This is a genomic window from Paenibacillus sp. FSL H8-0079, assembly GCF_037991315.1.
Classification (GTDB): domain Bacteria; phylum Bacillota; class Bacilli; order Paenibacillales; family Paenibacillaceae; genus Paenibacillus.
Window position 1 is genome coordinate 1,873,718 of record NZ_CP150300.1, and the last position, 19,212, is coordinate 1,892,929.

A 19,212-nucleotide genomic window follows, 5' to 3' on the forward strand; every position below is an offset into this window, starting at 1 on the left:
TTTACGATAGACATTGAACATGAAGGTAAGCACATTTTCAGATAGTATGACGAATTTTGTCTTGAAAATTATTATTTTGTTATTTTTATAAAATAACAAAATAACGAAAATCTTACTGCTTTCAATAAGTGTGTACTTAGTATACGTACTCGTGAATAAGCTGTGATACAGGAAAATTAGAGCTTAATCAGCATTTTATCAGAATAAATAGAAAATGTTAACAACAAAAATGTTGACGCTTACATTTTGCTGTGTTAAATTTTGTTTGTCAAAAACAAACAAGAAAATAACAAATGGTGGTGGTCGTTTATTTTCGATTGGTTGATGAGCGGGGTTAATGATTTAGGGTGAACCATGATTGGTATACACATTCGGGGAGGTTGTTAAAATCATGATGAGAAGATGGAATGTTCTACCTCTGATGTTATTGGCTGTGATGCTTTTTGTATCCGCTTGCAGTGGTGGGGGGACAGCGCCGACGGGGACCGATGCAGAGGGAACAACGAACTCAGGCAACAGCACCGAAGTCGCTGAGACAGAGAAAGAAGGCGCAGCGGAAGAAGCTGTGGTTGATGTTCCAGATCTGGGTGGACGTGTCATCAAGCTTGCGGCCTGGTGGGATCTGAAACCTGCAGGAGAGACGGCCTCCGATAAGGCCAGACTCGATAAAATTGCAGAGGTCGAGAAGAAATACAACGTGAAACTGGAGTTCATCAACGTACCTTTCGAAGAGTACATGAACAAATTCACTACGTCTGCACTGGCTGGCGAACCATTTGCCGACATCGTTCAGATGGAATACAAATCCGCACTACCTGCTATCCTCAAAGGGCAACTGTTGCCCATCTCCGAATTCACTACACCTGAGAACAACATCAACCAAGAGGCGAACCTGATTGCTAAATTTCCTGCCATTGGGGGCAACGAATACGCCTTCGAATCTCCGACCAGCATCGGTCTGGGACTTCACTATAACCGTGACTTGTTCAAAAAACTATCATTGCCTGATCCGCAAGAACTGTATAACCAAGGCGAATGGGACTGGGATAAATTCATGGAACTCGCCAAACAGGCAACCAAAGATACCAATAATGATGGCAAAATTGACGTATACGGATTTTCTGGCTGGGCCCTTGATGTCGTTCGTCATTTTACCGCAGCCAATGGTGGCACCATCGTAGATGATGCAAATAGCAAAGAAGGATTATCCGATCCGAAAACGATTGAAGCTGCCGAATTCGTCAAACGCCTGTATAACGTGGAAAATGTCGTGAAGGTCAAAACCGGCGACAAAACCAACTGGGAGGAAAGCAATACATTTAAAGATGGAGACGTAGCCCTGTTCACCGCTGCCGAATGGCAGTTAGGCGATCTCACCTTTGCAGTCGGTGTTGTACCGATTCCAAACGGGCCACAGGGTAGTAAAGAGGTAACCTACGCCAATAACGCGGCAGCGGCAAAGTTCATACCAAAAGGTGTGGAGGATCCGAAGATCGTCTACCAAATCTATGAAGAGACCTTTGACATCCCGCAGATTGAAGAGTATCCAGGTCAAGATTATCTGGAGAGTCGTTATACCGACGAGAAGGATATTGCGATCATTCGCGAGCACATCGCTGGAACCGGCCGCATCTTGCTGGATGATGCCTACACAGGATACCCTTTCGGGGATTATGTGAACGATATCATCAAAAACAATGCTTCCGTGACAGCAACAGCCGAGAAATACAAGGCACAGGCACAAGCTGCAATTGATAAACTCGGCAAACAATAACAACACTTATCACCAGCAAACGATTCAGGCAGGGGGGCTCGTGTCGGCAATGTTGCACGGAGCCCCTTTTCCTGAACCACCAAATCGGCATTGCTGGCATCAGCCTTGATGAGGAGGACTCGTAGGATGGCTGGAATTCTACAACGTAAGACATGGATATTGTCCACAGTATTCATCGTGGCGGCAGCCTGCATCATTCTATATGTAACTTCCGGCGCTGATGGAAAGAGTGCAAACATTCCACCTGGCAGTCTGCCTGCCATTGAAGTGGATGCAGTCTTGCAGCAGACCCGGCAGAAAAAGGGATACGAACAGTATCGATCCGGAACGGATCAGGCTACACAGCCGAATGTGGACATCACCATTGAAGCAGGAGATTACATAAAAGCCGAAGGTGAAGACGTCCGCAAACTGACTAATTATGAGGGAATGGATGGTGTATCTCTCCATACCGGAGAGACCGGACAAGTCGATTGGACGATTAATGTGCCGGAGACCGGCCTGTATAACCTGTCCGCAATCTATTTTCCCGTAGAAGGCAAGAGTTCGGCCATTGAGCGTGCATTGTACATTGATGGTGAACTTCCTTTTGCGGAAGCCGCCTATTTGCAGTTTGACCGGGTATGGGCGAATGAGAAAGATGTCGTTGAACAGGATAACCAAGGCAATGACCTTCGCCCGAGACAAGTCGAGCAACCTCGCTGGATGGAAGAAACGTTTCAGGACTCAGACGGGTACGAACAGGCTCCATTCAAGTTTTATTTGGAAAAAGGGGAACACACACTAACGCTAAAATCATCGCGTGAACCCATGGTGATCCGGTCCATACGTCTTTTCAATGAGAAGACAGCGGTCCCTTACGCAGAGACTACGGGGGCACAACAGTCGGATTCCTCCGGGCAGCCGAAGGATGTACTTATTCGCATCGAGGGTGAAGCCGCGATTGCCAAATCTTCACCTACGTTATACCCGACCAGCGAAAGGTCAAGTTCTGCTGTATCTCCTTACAGCGCTTCCCAGGTACGCATCAATACGATTGGTGGCTTTAACTGGCGTCTGCCAGGACAATGGATTGAATGGGAAGTGGATGTGCCGGAGAGCGGACTTTATCATATCAGTTTTACCGCACAGCAGAATTTTGTCAAAGGCATCTATTCTACACGCAAACTGACCATTGACGGTGAAGTTCCGTTTGCAGAGATGGCCAAAGCACCTTTCCGTTATCAAAGTGACTATCGTATTGACGTCATGGGCGGCAAGGAAGCATACAAGTTTCAATTGGACAAAGGAAAACATGTGCTACGGCTGGAGAACAGCCTCGGTGACTTTGCACCCCTTATCCGCAATGTGGAGGACAGTCTGTACAACTTGAACTCCATGTACCGACGCATTCTAATGATTACAGGCACCAAGCCTGATGAATTCCGGGATTACCGGGTGGAAAAGCAGATCCCGAACCTGCTGGAAGTATTCAGCGGAGAAAGTAAACGTCTCAAGGACGTGGCTGCACAGCTTCGTCTCCTGTCAGGACAGTCCAGCGATCAGGAAGCGCTGATCAAGACGATGGCACTGCAACTGGACGAGATGATTGACAAGCCAGATACCATTCCAAGACGGCTTGCGGCTTATAAAACCAATACAGGCGGTCTCGGCACATGGGTGCAGCAGGCACGAGAGCAGCCCCTTGAGATTGACGCACTGTACGTCACTTCGATCGACCGCGATATTCCCGGCACAGGCATGGGACCACTCGCAAAGCTCGGTCATGAAGCGAAGATATTCTATCATTCGTTCTTCATTGATTATAACCAGATCGGCAATGTAGCCACATCGGAAGATCAGCGGACGGTAACCGTCTGGATTGGTAGTGGACGTGACCAGGCGAATACGATGAAAGCGATGATTGACAAGACCTTTACACCAGACAGTGGTATCAATGTCAATCTGAAGCTGGTGAATATGGGAACCTTGCTGCCAGCGACTTTGTCTGGTGAAGGACCGGATGTAGCGATGCAGATCGGCAATGATCTGCCCGTGAACTTTGCGATGCGGAACTCGGCTGTAGATCTGACGCAATTCAGTGATTATAGCACCGTGGAACAGGAGTTCAGGGAAAGCGCGATCGTGCCGTATGCCTATGATTCAGGCGTATATGCCTTGCCGGAAACACAGACCTTTAACATGCTGTTTTATCGTAAAGACGTGCTCGAAGAACTCGGTCTTGAAGTGCCTCAGAACTGGGAAGATGTCGAAGCTCTACTCGCGATTCTGAGCAAAAATCACATGGAATTCGGTATGCCGATTGTGACCCAAGCTAATATGCAGGGTGTTAATATCCCCCCGAACTCGCAGTATGCAACGATGCTGCTTCAGAACGGAGGCGCCTTCTATCGGAATGATGACAAGGAGTCGGACTTGGATTCCCGGATCGGGATCGAGACGTTCAAGCAGTGGACGGAGTTTTATACCGATTACAAGCTAGAGCGGGAATATGATTTTGCCAACCGTTTCCGGACAGGGCAGATGCCCATTGGGCTAACGGATTACACCATGTACAACCAGTTGTCCGTATTTGCACCGGAGATTCGGGGACTATGGGGATTCGTTCCTGTCCCGGGAACCGTTCAGGCGGATGGAACCTTGAATCGGGACGTACCGGGTGGAGGCAGCGCGGTCATGATGCTGGAGAGTGCCAAGGATCAGGATGCTGCGTGGGAGTTCATGAAGTGGTGGACCAGTACGCCGGTTCAAGCTGAATTCGGACGGGAGATGGAAGGGCTTATGGGTGCGGCTGCCCGTTATCCAACGGCCAACATCGAGGCACTGGATTCCCTGCCGTGGCCTGCGGAGGATTACGCCAATCTCAAAGCGCAATTTGAAACGGTGAAGGGCATTCCCGAAGTACCTGGTGGTTATTTTACAGGCCGCCATCTGTTCAATGCATTTTACAAAACTGTTGTTGGCCAAGTGGAAGCCAGGGAATCCATCATGGATTATACCCAATATATTCAGGACGAGATTCGCGTCAAGCGTAATGAATTTGGTCTTCCGTAAGCAGAGGGAGGGTTAATCGTGCCACAAATATCACTCCGAGACGGACAAAACAGTCCTCCTGAGAAAGCGTCAAGGATGGGCATGAAATCGTGGTGGAGCTGGAAGCTCCAGGAAATGAAGGCCAGCAAACATTCCTATGTCCTGCTTGCACCTTATATGCTCCTGTTCCTCATGTTTACCGTGATTCCGGTTGTCATCTCGATCATACTCAGCTTCACCTACTTTAATATGTTGGAATTTCCACGTTTTATTGGCTGGCAGAACTATACTCGCCTGTTTCTGGAGGATGATGTATTCCTGATTGCGATCAAGAATACGTTGCTGTTCGCCATTATTACCGGACCGATCAGTTATATTGCCTGTTTCGTCTTTGCATGGATCATTAATGAGTTAACACCGAAATGGAGAGCGTTCATGACGCTGATCTTCTACGCTCCCTCCATTTCGGGCAATGTGTATTTTATCTGGCTGATGATCTTCTCCGGGGATCGTTATGGCATTGCTAATGGGTTGTTGATCAAATGGGGCTTTCTGCTGGAGCCGATCCAGTGGCTGAAGACAGAAGCCTACATTATGCCGATCCTCATTCTTGTGCAGTTATGGCTGAGTCTCGGAACCGGATTTCTGGCGTTTATCGCGGGCTTGCAGACCGTGGACCGGACATTATACGAAGCGGGAGCGGTGGATGGGATCAAGAATCGCTGGCAGGAGCTATGGTATATTACTCTGCCTTCGATGCGCCCACAGCTCATGTTTGGCGCAGTCATTCAGCTCACAACCTCGTTTGCCGTGGCCGATGTGTCGATCGCACTGGCCGGGTTCCCGAGCGTGAACTATGCGGCAGAGACGGTGGTCACCCACTTGATCGACTTTGGTACAACACGGTTTGAGATGGGATACGCATCGGCGATTGCCACCGTGCTGTTCATGATTATGGTGGGCACCAACTTGCTGGTACAGAAACTGCTTCGAAGGGTGGGAGAATAACTATGGCTGCAATTGCGACAGGCAAAAAGCGGGTGAATCGCTCGCTATCGGGAAGTCTCTCCCTGTTTGCCCTTCTGCTCGTATTTGGTGCCTTCATGGTGCTGCCGTTGATCTATGCGATCAACAATGCATTCAAACCATTGGATGAGATTTTCACCTTTCCACCAACGCTGTTTGTCAAAAATCCCACGTTCAGCAACTTTACAGATCTGCTGAATCTGCTGAGTGACTCGTGGGTGCCGTTCTCACGTTATATATTCAACACGGTATTTATCACAGGCATCGGAATCGTAGGCCATGTGCTGTTAGCTTCCGCAGCGGCCTACCCGCTTGCCAAACACAAGTTTCCAGGCAAAGTATTCATGTTCCAAGTGGTCGTACTGTCACTGATGTTCACACCTGCGGTAACGGCCATTCCGAACTATATGATCATGTCATGGCTCGGATGGATCGATACCTATTGGGCCGTCATTATTCCGGCATTTGCCTATTCACTCGGGTTATATCTGATGAAGCAGTTCATGGAGCAGATCCCGGATGCGCTGCTGGAAGCGGCCAAGATTGATGGTGCCAGTGAATACCGCATCTTCTGGTCCATCGTTATGCCCAATGTGAAGCCAGCCTGGCTGACATTGATCATTCTGCTGTTTCAGATGTTATGGGGCAGTGATGGCAATGGATACATCTACAGCGAGCAACTCAAGACCCTGCATTATGCAGCAGGTCAGATTATTCAAGGCGGAATATCCCGGGCAGGAGCGGGTGCTGCGGTAGCACTGATTTTGATGAGTGTGCCGATCACGCTATTTATCTTCTCTCAGAGCCGAATCATTGAGACGATGGCGAGCTCGGGCATGAAGGATTAAGGGGGAACGATATGGCACGCACAGTGAAAAGATGGCTTGTTCTCCTGGCGGCAGTATCTCTGCTGCTGGTGAATGCCGTGCCTGCGGCGGCCTCCCCGGCGCCGTATGAGAGTTATAACTACAACTACTGGAAAGAGGCTGTTCCTTCACCAGATGCCTATCTGCCCGAGCGTACCATATCAGGCCGGGACCTCGGCATTAGTGAGTTCAAAGACCCCGGTGATGTGAACGTTTCACCCTCCGGGTTGATCTATATTTTGGATAGCGGCAACAGCCGAATTGTCGTATTGGACCCAGGCTTTAAGCTGCTGCGCGTCATCGATGGATTCATGATGGAGGGCACTACGGAGACCTTTAACCTTCCAGGTGGATTATTTGTAGATGAAGAAGAACGCATATACGTCGCCGATACAGGCAACAGTCGTGTAGTTGTCCTGGATGGAGAGGGGACGCTGATACAAACCATCACGAAGCCCGAGTCAGATATCCTATCGACCCAATTCCAGTTTCAGCCCTTGAAGCTGACGGTTGACCATGTAGGTCGAGTGTACGTTGTGGCACAGGGAGTCTACGAAGGCATCATGCAGTTTGACGAGAGCGGGAAATTTATCGGATACGTCGGTACCAACAAAGTGGAGCGGGACTACGGCGAATATATCTGGCGCATGTTATCCACCAAAGCCCAGCGTGCACAGATGGTCCTGTTTGTTCCAACGGAGTTCTCCAATGCGGATATCGACCACAAAGGATTCGTGTATGCAACGAATATTGATCCCGGCTCGAATGAACCGATCAAACGGCTGAATCCGTCTGGTGAAGATGTGCTGAAGCGGTTTGGTTATTATGACGTCAAAGGCGATATCCGGTTCCGTAACAATCCGGGTCCCTCCAAACTGATTGATGTGAAAGTGCTGGGCGACGGCATGTACAGTGTATTGGATGCGACACAGAACCGGGTGTTCACGTATGACGATGAAGGTCATTTGCTCTACATATACGGTGGCAAAGGAAATCAGGTGGGCACGCTCAAAACACCTGTCGCGATTGAACAATCGGGTGAGCACCACTTGGTTCTGGATCGGGGCAAGAACAACCTTGTCGTCTATGAGCCGACCCGTTTTGGTGCCCGTGTGAATGAAGCGGTGGCACTCCACTATCGGGGCGAGGACACAGAGGCCGTGAATATATGGAGAGAAGTGCTTAAGCTGAATGCCAACTATGACATCGCCTATATCGGCATCGGCAAGTCCTTATTAATGGAGAAGAAAAACGAGGAAGCGCTAGGTTACTTCGAACTTGGAATGGACCGCAAGAGTTATTCTGTCGCGTTCAAGAGGCATCGGCGGGAGATGATGAAGGAACATTTCGGTACATTCCTGACCGCTGCAATCGCGCTGATTGTCATTCTGATCCTGACCCGGGTAGCGGTTAAATGGAGACGGAGGAGGCAGGTTGATCGTGAAGCAGGATTTCATTAAGTTTCCGCTGCATCTCATTTTTCACCCCATTGATGCATTCTGGGACCTCAAGTCGGATAACCGGGGACGGCTTCTTGTTGCTTTTGCAGCACTGGCGCTTACCATTGTTATGATGATTTTGCAAAAGCAGTATGCAGGATTTCTTGTCAATTACATCGATCCTCGTACGATTAACAGCATCATCGAGATCGCTACGGTTGCGGTCCCTTTCTTTCTATGGTGTACAGCCAATTGGGCAGTAACAACCTTGATGGAAGGAGAAGGCAAGTTCAGGGAAATCGTTCTGGCGACAGGTTACTCGCTCATTCCAATTATTCTGATCTATGCCCCGATGATCTTGATCAGCCGGTTCATGGTGCAGGAAGAGACTGCTTTTTATTATCTGTTCAATAGTATCGCGTTCTTCTGGTTTGTGCTGCTTCTGTTCATTGGCATGATGACGGTACACCAGTACACGGTGATTAGAACAATCATTACGATGGTGCTAACGCTCATTGTGATGGGCATTATCGTTTTCCTTGGCGCATTGGTTTTCAGCATGCTGCAACAGCTGTACGAATTCGGTTATAACATTTACCGCGAGTTGATTTTTCGGACCTAAAGGAGGCGGCATCCGTGAACAAAAGGCAACGATTATATACGGTGCTGGCTGGTGGTACAGCTGTGATCATGATTGCAGCCGGGCTGCTGTATATAAACAACAGGGGGGTTCCTGCCGTAGAAGCCGCGGCTTACCTGGATACGACAACCAAAGCCATGCCCGTCACGGAGGACCCGTTGCAGTTCCTTAGCGACTCCTCGCAGGGTGTGCCTGGTATGCAACTGGTCGCCGAAGATCAGGGACTAGCCCTGTACTATAACGAGGAGACAACGGAAATTGCAGTACGTGACGGGAAAAGTGGAGAGATCTGGTACAGTAACCCGAAAGAACGGGCTGAGGACGCTCTTGCTTCTGCGTATGAAAAAGAAGTGCTGTCCTCCCAGTTGAATGTGTCTTTCCGGGATTCGATGGGCACACTGGAGAACTTTCCGAATTTCAGTTCCAGCATTAGCAACAAACAATTCACAGTGGGCCACATCGATCAGGGGATTCGGGTGAACTATACGCTTGGTGATACGTCACTTGGCATTGATGCGCTGCCTAAACTGATTAGCAAACAGCGTCTGGAGGAGAAAGTGCTTTCCAAGCTGGATGCTACTGTCGCAAGGTACACATCTGCCCGATATTATCCAACCAAGAACAATCCGGATATTCTGGAACGGCTGGATGGACAGATCTCGAAGCAACTTGTGCTGAACAAGATGCTGGGTGCATTTGAGACGGCGGGTTACACGGCGGATGATCTGGCTTATGACAATCAGGAGAATGGAGTCGAAGGCGGAGGTGTATCGGATAAGCCCAGCTTCGTCATTTCTGTGGAATATCGACTTGAGCAGGGGGCACTTGTTGTGACTGTACCTCTGAGCCAAATAGAAGAAAGTGGGCAATACCGCATTCGGAATATTGATTTGCTCGCTTACTTCGGCGCTGCGGATACGAAGGGCGAGGGTTATATGCTCGTGCCTGACGGTTCCGGCAGCCTGATCCATCTGAACAACGGAAAAACCCAGGAAGAGCAGTATGTACAGCGTGTCTATGGCGCAGACCCAAATGATAATTCGCTCAGTCGTCCTCAGGTTAGTGAATCCGCGTATATGCCTGTGTTTGGTCTGAAGAACGGGGAGAATGCCTGGTTTGCAGTCATTGAAAAAGGGGACGGCATCGCCAGTATCTCCGCAGATATTGGAGGCAGACAGAATAGCTACAACCATGTGCATGCGACCTTCTCCCTGCGGGGGGAGGATGAGTTGGAGATGTATACCTCGCAGAAAATGCAGGAGATTCAGCTACTTAGCGAAGAGCCTTTCCGTGGAGATATTCAGGTGCGCTATCATTTCCTTCAAGGAGAAGAGGCCAGTTACTCGGGTATGGCCCGCCTGTATCAGCAGCAGTTGATCGAGCAGGATGTACTGAAGCCGCTCGCAGAACAGACGGAGTTGCCGTTCTATGTGGATGTGCTTGGTGCAGTGGACAAAAAGGCTTCGTTCCTAAGCGTGCCCTATCGGACCACTTTAGCTATGACGACGTACGAACAGGCCACCGAAATGGCGACGAAGTTACAGCAGGAAGGTGTGAACCGCGTACAAATGCGTTATCAGGGATGGTTCGGTGGTGGCATCAGCCATCATACGCCAACCCGGGTGAAATTGGACAGGGAAGTAGGTAGTCGTTCCGAACTGCAAGCGTTGTCCGCTAAGCTTGAGCAGTCTGGCGGAGCATTGTTCCCGGACGTGGCTTTCCAGCATATGTATCACGATGATATGCGTTTTGCTCCCTCTTCGGATGCGGCGCGGTTTGTAACGAAGGAGACAGCAGAACTGTATCCATACAATCCTGCGCTTAATCGCATGGATCAGAGTAAGGACAGCTATTATTTGCTTTCAGCGGCGAAGCTTCCTTATGTGGTGAGTGAGTTTGCTGACAAATTCAATAAACTGGACCTCGGTGGATTATCCCTTCGTGATCTCGGGCAGGTCTTGACTTCAGATTATCGGGATAGTCGGGTGATTCATCGAGAGACGGCGAAGAACATTGTGAAGGAGCAGTTGGGCAAGCTGGAACAGTCCTATCCGAACCTGATGGTATCCGCAGCAAATAGCTACGCTTGGGGAAGTGCACAACATGTTGTGAATGTACCCGCAGGGTCGAGTCGGTTCAATATTACCGATGAAGAAGTTCCCTTTTATGCGATGGTCATTCATGGATACATGAACTATGCGGCATCTCCGATGAACACGTCGGGTGATCAGGATCTCCGCAAACAGTTGCTGCGCAGCCTGGAGCTTGGGGCAGCTCCGTATTTTCAATGGACCTATGAACCATCATCCAGGCTGAAGCTGACGGATTATGATTCGGCCTATGCGACCGAGTATGGCTATTGGGTGGATGACGCTGTTGCCTTGTATAAGCAGGCCAATGAAGTGCTGGGAGAGCTGGAGAATGAGCAGATTCTCAAGCATGAACGTATTCAAGATGGCGTGGTCCAGATCACCTATACTGGCGGTACATCCATCCTTGTGAATTACAATGCGGATGCAGTAACCGTGGATGGAACAACGGTTGGCGGGACGGACTATGTGGTGGGAGGAGTGAACCGATGAGAACCATTCGATTATCGCTGAGGTCACGGAGAGCACTGCTTGGACTTGCATTTATTTCCCCGTGGCTGCTCGGTTTCATCTTCCTCTTTGCTACGCCGCTCCTGCAATCGATTCGGTTCAGTCTGAGTAATCTGTCCGTTGCTCCGGGCGGATATGTTCTGGAATACGTTGGATTTAAAAACTTCAAGGATGCGCTTCTGGTTGACGCTACATTTAACCGGATTCTGGTGGATTCAGTTGGAGCAATGGTATTGAATGTGCCGATGATACTATTTTTCAGTCTGTTTACGGCGACACTGCTTAACCAGAAGTTCAGAGGCAGAACGCTGGCGCGTGCGATCTTTTTTCTACCGGTTATTCTGGCTTCCAGTGCAGTCGCAGCAGCCGAATCTGCGGGATTAATCAATCTGATGGGGGATGCGAGTGCGGTGGATGCATCAGCCGATGGCGGTGCTTCGTTCAACGTGGTATCCATTGTGCGGATGCTGGCGGATGTGGGATTACCGATGGCCTATGTGGATTACATCGTAGAAGCCATCATGCGGATCTATGAGATTATTAGCAGCTCAGGCGTTCAGATTCTGATCTTCCTCGCCGCGCTGCAATCAGTACCAGGATCGATGTATGAGGTTGCGAAGATCGAAGGGGCGACAGCCTATGAATCATTCTGGAAAATTACATTTCCCATGGTCAGTCCGTTGATTCTGACGAATGTCATCTATACGATCATTGATTCATTTGCCGGGAGTCCAGTCACACAGGCCATCTACCAAACCGCATTCAAAACCCAGAACTTTGGCTTAAGCTCGGCGATGTCTTGGCTGTATACACTGGTGATTGGCCTTGTACTGATCGTAGTGGGCTGGGTCTTGTCAAGGCGGGTTCACTACAACTGACGGTTAATATTAAGGGAGGCTTCAGATTATGGCTGCATCAGGGACAGATCGCATGGTGGTAGTTCCGAAGCAGAATTATCACATGCATCGGGTGCGAAACAAGACATCGGACCTTCTCTATTCCATATTCAGATATGCACTGGTCATCGGCATTTCATTTATTATTTTGTATCCATTATTTCTAAAAGTGTCAGTCGCGTTCAAGGATAAGCAGGATATCTACAATCCGACGATTTATATGATTCCCCAGCATTTTACGCTGGATAATATTCGGCTTGCGGCGCAAGTGATGGATTACCTACCTTTGCTGGCGAACACGTTATTGTTCGTTACCATCACAACGCTTCTGACAGCCATGTCCTGTGCGCTTGCAGGATACGGCTTCGCCCGGTTTTCTTTTCCGGGCAGCAATGTGCTCTTTGTACTGGTCATTCTTACGATTCTGGTGCCTACAAGCACGCTTATGGTGCCGATGTATCTGCATTTCCGCAGCTTCGACTTTCTGGGCATCATCCAGTTGTTCACTGGAACGAATGGCATCAATCTGCTGAATACGTATTGGCCTTCCATGATTACGGCTGCTACAGCGGGAGGACTGAAGGCGGGGTTGTTCATCTATATTTTCCGTCAGTTCTTCAAGGGCATGCCAAAGGAGATCGAGGAGGCCGCACTGATTGACGGCGCTGGTGGATTCAAAACGTTTGCCCGAATCATGTTGCCCAATGCGATCTCGCCACTGATTACGGTCATTTTGTTCTCCTTTGTATGGCAGTATAACGATACATTCTATTCGGCATTATTCATGAGTGAAAGTCCACTGATCTCGCTGAAGGTGGCTTCCTTACCTGCTCAGGCGAACCAGTTGATTCCGCAACTGATGGGATTTGGTTCGAACTCGGGCATTAAGGCCGATCCGAACTATGTGGCCATGATTGTGGATACAGGCATTTTGCTGGCGATTGCACCGCTGATTATTTTGTATCTGTTTGTACAGCGCTATTTCGTGGAGAGTATTGAACGTTCTGGTGTCGTGGGTTAACATGGTAAACCCAATTGGAGGTGTTAGCGATGATGATGCGTACGATCAACAGTGCTCCGGTGAATGAAGCAACGACATCTGAAGCGAGAGAACTAATGGCGTTTCTGGTCGAGCGTTATGGGAAAGAGATGTTGTCAGGTCAGCAGGACTACAGCAATCTGAACTGGATTAATGAAAATACAGGCCAGAAGCCAGCTGTGATTGGCTTTGATCTCATGGAATATTCGCCATCGAGAACTGAACGTGGGGCGGTCTCCCAGGAGATTCGGGATGCCATTGCATGGCACCGACAAGGTGGCATTGTGACGCTGTGCTGGCACTGGAATGCACCAACGGATCTAATCGATGAACCGGGCAAAGAGTGGTGGCGGGGGTTCTATACGAACGCAACCACCTATGATCTGGCATCGGCGCTGGCAAATCCTGAGTCCGAAGAGTACAGACTTTTGATCCGGGATATCGATGAAATTGCTACACATTTACAGGAGCTGAAGGATGCTGGTGTGCCTGTATTATTCCGACCACTTCATGAAGCGGAGGGTGGCTGGTTCTGGTGGGGAGCGAAAGGCCCCGAACCTGCCATACAATTATATCGGTTGTTGTATGATCGATTGGTTCACGAGCACAAGCTGCACAATCTCCTCTGGGTGTGGAACTCGGAAAAACCGGAATGGTATCCAGGGGATGATGTCGTGGATATTGTGAGTGTAGATGTATACCCGGAAGCAGGAGATCACAGCCCGCTGGCGGCACGTTACGTCAACCTGCGTGAGCTTGTGAAGGATAGCAAAATCATTGCACTGGCCGAGAACGGCTCCATTCCTGACCCCAAGCAAATGAAGGAACAGGATGTACATTGGAGTTGGTTCTGTACTTGGACAGGTGGATTCCTGAGAGATGGGACACATAATGATGTGGGGTTTTTGAAGAGAGTGTATAACAACGAAGAGGTCATTACGCTCGATCAGTTACCGAAGTGGAGTTGGTTATAAGAACTCCACTTCCAAGCTTGAATTGGAATCAATGAAGCGTTAGTATTCGCTGAAGAAATAATGCGAATACTAACGCTTTTTTTTGTTGTGGTGCGCATATGTAAGTGGAACCCCTCTTCCGAGAAACAGTGCAGTCCGGTTTGAACAAAAATCTAGTGTGACGGGTGTAACATAGCTTGGATATTGGTATGTAAAGTCACGCTGGAAGTGAATAAAATGTACGATTGATTAACCGTGCGGATCAGAATCCTCTCGCTTGTGCCATTGACTGGACCGATGCGAATGGCGGATGGTTCGCTTCCACCGTACGTATCATCCAGGGTAACCGATGTGATATGTGCGATGGGAATTTCAATTTTGGAGAACTGCCAGCGGATGACCAGTTGATCTTCTATTTTTTTCACGTTAACACCAAACATAGGATGACCTCCTGTTGTGATTCAAATTATTGAAGTAATCTCGTATTTCCAGGTTATCATAATTTGGATACAATTACCTTATTAATAATTAAGAGTGACGATTTCTATCAACTGATTTCGAAAGTCCGAATCTATCCTGTGCAAAGGAGGAGAATGTATGAACAACTGGAATGCCTATCATTATTTTGAACAAAGTCTTGGTCCTTTCAGAAATCTCTCCAGCCTGTCTGCGGATGAAGCAGAAACAGTTACCCAGAAGATCCGTCTTCAGGGACGGAACTTTGCCAGTCGGCGACCCGCAGATTACATGACAATTCGCAGAACACTTGAACAAAGGGCTTATGAGCAGTTTGTTGCCAAAGGTGGGAAGCCGGTACAATCATATCCCCATTATCTGACGCTCGGTGCATGCGAATGGCTGTTGTCCTGGTATTCAAAACCCGATCATGTAATCATTCCGTGGATTGACCTTCCAGTTGAAGTTGTGAGTTTTACCTACGGGGACTTGTTTCCAACAATGAGGTTTGACGATGCTAAACCTTATCGTAAGCAGATCTATACCAAGGATGAAATCATGGAAGTTATTCAGTTCTATGGTTGGCCTCAGGAATGGAACCGTAAAGGTGATAAGGGGCCGGAACGATATATTGAGGTACAAGTCTGGGACGAACGTATTATCCAACCGTGCACACGTGACTGAGCCCGTTATAAAGATTTTTGATTTTATTATCGATCGCAAGAAGTGATCATGCGGAGATATCAGTGTACGATATCGAGGGTGGGATATTTGAGTAAAACCTACAGGATTAACCACGTTACATACCGAATACAAATAGAGAAATTAGAAAACTTATACTCCAACACAAAGGGTGTGCCACATGACGAATCTATTCGAACGATGTTCAGGTCAAACATTATCTGCCAACCTGGGATGGCTGAACGAGCCAGCAGATTGGTCCATTGAAGACGGCAAAGTAACGATAACCGTTTCGCCGATCAGTGACTTTTTCATTGATCCGGGAGGTGACCCGGTGAAAGCCTCAGCTCCATTTTTACATACGATCATCAAGGGAGATTTCAGCATGGTCACTCAAGTACAGGTGGACATGAAAGAACAGTATGACTCGGGTTGCCTGATGGTGAGAGTGGACGATACGAATTGGGCTAAAGTTTGCTTTGAGTATTTCGAAGAACAGCCGTCCATTCTCAGTGTTGTTACTCGTGGTAACTCGGATGATTGTGTATCATCCCCTGTGGAGGTTAACAAGCCTTATTTACGTGTAGCCCGGGCAGGCAACAGCTTTGCTTTCCATTATTCTCAAGATGGAGTGAAGTGGAAGCTGGTTCGCTATTTCGGTCTCGACTGCCCGGAAGAGATCAAAGTTGGTATTGTGGCCCAATCCCCCATTGGGCAAGGGACGACGGTTACTTTTACAGACGTACAGCTTCAACATGGAGTGACCGGGAGTGTTCGCCGTGTAAAATAACAGCGATCAGAAGGTTGTTCTGTCATTTATTTCACCCGAATTAGCAATCCGAACAGGCCGAGTACAGCAAAAGCCAGAAATGCCGTTGTATTGGAAAACACTTCGATCGTATAACCTGCCATGGATGAGCCAAGGAATTGCCCAACACCCAGCGCGAGAAAGGCAAGGCTAATTCCGATGGACACATTTGGACTGAATAGTCTCGTCGCCCAAACGATAAATACACTGGTCAGGAAAATATACGTGCTGCCAAATATGATCGCAGAGATGAGACTGGCAGTCATTGATGGCAGAAGGATAACCCCGAGCGAAATAGCCAATAAAAGTATGCCTATTCGGTAGGACCACCCAATCACGAACCGTTCAATAATGCGACCGGCGCATCCACCGAGTATCCCCATAACCCCCATCACAATCCAGAACAACACGGCTTCCGAATCGGAGGCCCCTTTCTCGTCTGTTAGGAAGTTCCGGGCAAAGGTCCAGTAGATTGCAGAACTGAAACCTGTCAACAGACAAGCCATGAGCAGAGCAGAGCCTGGTCTGGTAGGTTTCATACATGTCCAGAGAGATTTGGTACAAGGCAGCGTCTTGGTTGCCGGAATAACACGTCTGTTCCACAAAAGAACCACAACACCGATTACAGCAAACAGGATGTAGGTTAGACGCCAGTAATCCGTGAACAGCCAGTAGAGTGGACCCGATATTACAATCCCGAAGCTGGTCCCTGTGTTAATCCAGCTGTTGCCTCTTGCTTGTAGCTCGGGAGCAAGCTCGGCATTAACCGTGTTACCGAGGGCTGGAGAGGCCCAGCCTGTACTCAAACCCGCTAAAAATATACTAAATGTAAGAACCCATGCATTCTGAGCTAGGGCAATGCCGGTTAATCCGAGCACTGCGCTGATCCCTGCCAATTGAATGACATAATGATGTCCCTTGCGATTAATCAACAATGGCGCAGTTAGAAGGGACAGACAGTAGGCGATATACGTTCCTGAGTTAATCGCGCCAGAGGCTGCATCATTTAATTGTAAGGCTTCCGAAATTTCCGGCATAAACAATCCATAACTGAATCGCCCGAATGCATAACATACAGCGATAAGTGCAATGCCTGGAAAGATAATTTTTTTCATTAAATCCACCGCCTTTTATATAGAACGATCATTATAATTATGATTAAATAAAAAAGTGAGTTGAACTACTAACTCACCCGGAATAGCATTACTTGAAACTGGTCTGCGTCATATGGATCAGTTCACGGCAGACGTCATTTACATTTTCTGTCTCAGCAAGTGCCGTGGAACCCTCCAGCAGCAGGGAGAATCGTAATAGATCTCGATCACTTGCAACAGGCGCCAATGTTTGGATTAAAGTTCGCATATGTCTTTTATGCGCATTCACTGTCTGCACGATGATATGGTCTGTATGACCTCCGAATTCTTCTTTGGCGCGTAAAAATAAGCAACCTCGTGATTCGTGTTCCTTCAACCAGGTTGCATGTCCTTCAGCCAGATTGAGGAACATAGGTTGTGCTTTATTGTCTGCATATTGCCTGAGCTGTTCTAAATAACGTTGTTCGCGTCGCAAGAGTACCTGGACAATGAGATCATCCTTGGACTCAAAATGATTATATAACGTCATGATGGCAATCCCGGCATCCGTGATAATCCGCTTCAAGCCGATGGAATGGAAGCCATGGAGGTAAAATAATTCTTCAGCCACGTTCAAAAGCATTTCCTTTTTGCTGCTCATGATCAGTGATACTCTCCCTTCAAAATAAGATAGAACGATCATTATAAATATAGACTATAATATATCGTTTACATTGTCAAATGTTGTGACTCCCCTTGTCTTTGGTTAGCTCAAAGCCTGGGCAGGGCGTTATATGAACAACGTCTTTGCACATTAACCGGACATATGAGAGCACAACATGACAGGTTTTGGGGTGGTTTATCCGTTATATTAGACATCAAGGAGTGATTAACACATGAACTGGATCAACTCATTACAGGTCGCTATTCAATATATGGAAGACCACTTGCTCGAAAATATGACGATGGAGCAGATTGCAGCGCAAGCTCATATCTCTCCTTTTCATTTTCAACGTACCTTTGCCTTATTAACTGATGTTACTGTAGCTGAGTACATAAGACGCAGACGATTGACATTGGCGGCACATGAGTTGCTACAGAGTGATGTTAAAATTATCGATTTGGCGTTTAAATACGGTTACGACACACCGGAATCTTTCTCCAAAGCCTTTCGTAGACAACACGGTATCGCACCCAGTGAGGCAAGCAAAAATAGTAACGCTGTCACATCGTATAATCGTCTGGTGATTCAAGTGAGTCTAAAAGGAGCAGAACCGATGAAATATAAAATCGTTGAACATCCCGAATTTACTTTAGTAGGAGTGAAGCAGGCTTTCTCATATGTAGATGGAGAACATCTGCAAGGGATCGGGAAGATGTGGCAGGAAGCTTGGACGAGTGGTACAGAGGATCGTTTGTTTGAACTGAACAATGGAGATATTCCAGGGTTGCTTGGCGTTGTTGTGGATCAGAGCGAAATCAAGGAAAAGCAACTGGAATACTGGATTGCTACGGCTTACGATGGGGAGGTGCCTGATGGATTATCAAGCTTCACCATGCCTGCTTCCAAATGGAGTGTATTTGAAGTAGAGGGCCCGATGCCGGAGAGCATGCAGCTTCTGTGGAAACAGATTATTTCGGAATGGTTTCCATCCAATCCTTATGAGCACGCGTATATGCCAGAGCTGGAAGTATACCCGGGACCAGATCAACCGCCACAAATATGGATACCGATTAAATAAATATTAACCATCTCAAACGCATACAAATGAAGCCCATAGACAGTCGGATAACCGAAGCTGTTTACGGGCTATTTGGTTGTGATTGGTCAGAAATGTGAAGTAGCGAAGAGGATGTTCAAGCGTTGTTCATTGTATTACAGATAGGTAAACATGATATATTGGAATAAGGGTTTATCGCAATGAGAG

Annotated in this window: 16 protein-coding genes; 13 read left to right on the top strand and 3 right to left on the bottom strand. The window is 48.0% G+C overall.

The features are described 5' to 3' along the window. Positions 1 to 394: 394 nt before the first annotated feature. The 10 genes from MHI06_RS08550 to MHI06_RS08595 all read left to right on the top strand — a co-directional run bounded on the left by MHI06_RS08550 (position 395) and on the right by MHI06_RS08595 (position 14,287). The gene (locus tag MHI06_RS08550) at positions 395 to 1,774 is read left to right on the top strand and encodes an extracellular solute-binding protein (RefSeq protein ID WP_340402082.1); all 1,380 of its coding nucleotides are present in this window, start codon (positions 395 to 397) and stop codon (positions 1,772 to 1,774) included. A 126-nt stretch (positions 1,775 to 1,900) separates the two neighbouring features. Next, a complete protein-coding gene (locus MHI06_RS08555; RefSeq protein WP_340401193.1) occupies positions 1,901 to 4,828 on the top strand; it encodes an extracellular solute-binding protein in 2,928 nt (975 codons plus the stop codon). Between the two features lie 75 nt (positions 4,829 to 4,903). After that, positions 4,904 to 5,815, top strand: coding sequence for a sugar ABC transporter permease (locus tag MHI06_RS08560; RefSeq protein ID WP_047842211.1), 912 nt, complete (start codon positions 4,904 to 4,906; stop codon positions 5,813 to 5,815). Between the two features lie 2 nt (positions 5,816 to 5,817). Next, positions 5,818 to 6,681, top strand: coding sequence for a carbohydrate ABC transporter permease (locus tag MHI06_RS08565; protein WP_017689719.1), 864 nt, complete (start codon positions 5,818 to 5,820; stop codon positions 6,679 to 6,681). A gap of 11 nt (positions 6,682 to 6,692) precedes the next feature. Further along, entirely contained in the window at positions 6,693 to 8,159 is a 1,467-nt protein-coding gene (locus MHI06_RS08570; RefSeq protein ID WP_340401194.1) for an NHL repeat-containing protein, read from the top strand. Then, complete coding sequence (locus MHI06_RS08575; protein ID WP_340401195.1) at positions 8,140 to 8,760, top strand: YIP1 family protein; 621 nt, start codon at positions 8,140 to 8,142, stop codon at positions 8,758 to 8,760. The genes MHI06_RS08570 and MHI06_RS08575 overlap by 20 nt, the downstream gene beginning before the upstream one ends. 14 nt (positions 8,761 to 8,774) lie before the next feature. After that, entirely contained in the window at positions 8,775 to 11,360 is a 2,586-nt protein-coding gene (locus tag MHI06_RS08580) for a DUF5696 domain-containing protein (RefSeq protein ID WP_340401196.1), read from the top strand. Continuing rightward, on the top strand, positions 11,357 to 12,256 hold the full coding sequence (locus tag MHI06_RS08585; RefSeq protein ID WP_340401197.1) for a sugar ABC transporter permease: 900 nt from the start codon (positions 11,357 to 11,359) through the stop codon (positions 12,254 to 12,256). The genes MHI06_RS08580 and MHI06_RS08585 overlap by 4 nt, the downstream gene beginning before the upstream one ends. A 28-nt stretch (positions 12,257 to 12,284) precedes the next feature. Next, positions 12,285 to 13,295 (top strand): carbohydrate ABC transporter permease, encoded by a 1,011-nt coding sequence (locus MHI06_RS08590; protein WP_211175460.1) that lies wholly within the window; start codon positions 12,285 to 12,287, stop codon positions 13,293 to 13,295. Between the two features lie 29 nt (positions 13,296 to 13,324). Further along, positions 13,325 to 14,287: a glycosyl hydrolase gene (locus MHI06_RS08595; RefSeq protein WP_340401198.1), complete on the top strand. Its 963-nt coding sequence runs from the start codon at positions 13,325 to 13,327 to the stop codon at positions 14,285 to 14,287. A gap of 152 nt (positions 14,288 to 14,439) precedes the next feature. Here MHI06_RS08595 and MHI06_RS08600 read toward each other — a convergent pair whose 3' ends face one another. Continuing rightward, on the bottom strand, positions 14,440 to 14,706 hold the full coding sequence (locus tag MHI06_RS08600) for a hypothetical protein (protein ID WP_340401199.1): 267 nt from the start codon (positions 14,704 to 14,706) through the stop codon (positions 14,440 to 14,442). A gap of 157 nt (positions 14,707 to 14,863) precedes the next feature. Here MHI06_RS08600 and MHI06_RS08605 point away from each other — a divergent pair, with 157 nt between their 5' ends. After that, positions 14,864 to 15,406 (top strand): hypothetical protein, encoded by a 543-nt coding sequence (locus tag MHI06_RS08605; protein ID WP_340401200.1) that lies wholly within the window; start codon positions 14,864 to 14,866, stop codon positions 15,404 to 15,406. Positions 15,407 to 15,584: 178 nt separating this feature from the next. Continuing rightward, positions 15,585 to 16,193 carry a DUF1349 domain-containing protein gene (locus MHI06_RS08610; RefSeq protein WP_340401201.1) on the top strand — a complete coding sequence of 203 codons (609 nt, stop codon included), beginning with the start codon at positions 15,585 to 15,587 and terminating at the stop codon, positions 16,191 to 16,193. Positions 16,194 to 16,219: 26 nt separating this feature from the next. Here MHI06_RS08610 and MHI06_RS08615 read toward each other — a convergent pair whose 3' ends face one another. Together MHI06_RS08615 and MHI06_RS08620 are read right to left on the bottom strand one after the other, a co-directional pair. Continuing rightward, positions 16,220 to 17,326, bottom strand: a complete 1,107-nt coding sequence (locus MHI06_RS08615) for an MFS transporter (RefSeq protein WP_340401202.1) — start codon at positions 17,324 to 17,326, stop codon at positions 16,220 to 16,222. Positions 17,327 to 17,414: 88 nt separating this feature from the next. Continuing rightward, entirely contained in the window at positions 17,415 to 17,945 is a 531-nt protein-coding gene (locus MHI06_RS08620) for a TetR/AcrR family transcriptional regulator (RefSeq protein WP_053061497.1), read from the bottom strand. Positions 17,946 to 18,180: 235 nt separating this feature from the next. Here MHI06_RS08620 and MHI06_RS08625 point away from each other — a divergent pair, with 235 nt between their 5' ends. Beyond that, on the top strand, positions 18,181 to 19,026 hold the full coding sequence (locus tag MHI06_RS08625) for an AraC family transcriptional regulator (RefSeq protein WP_340401203.1): 846 nt from the start codon (positions 18,181 to 18,183) through the stop codon (positions 19,024 to 19,026). The last annotated feature ends 186 nt before the right edge of the window (positions 19,027 to 19,212 follow it).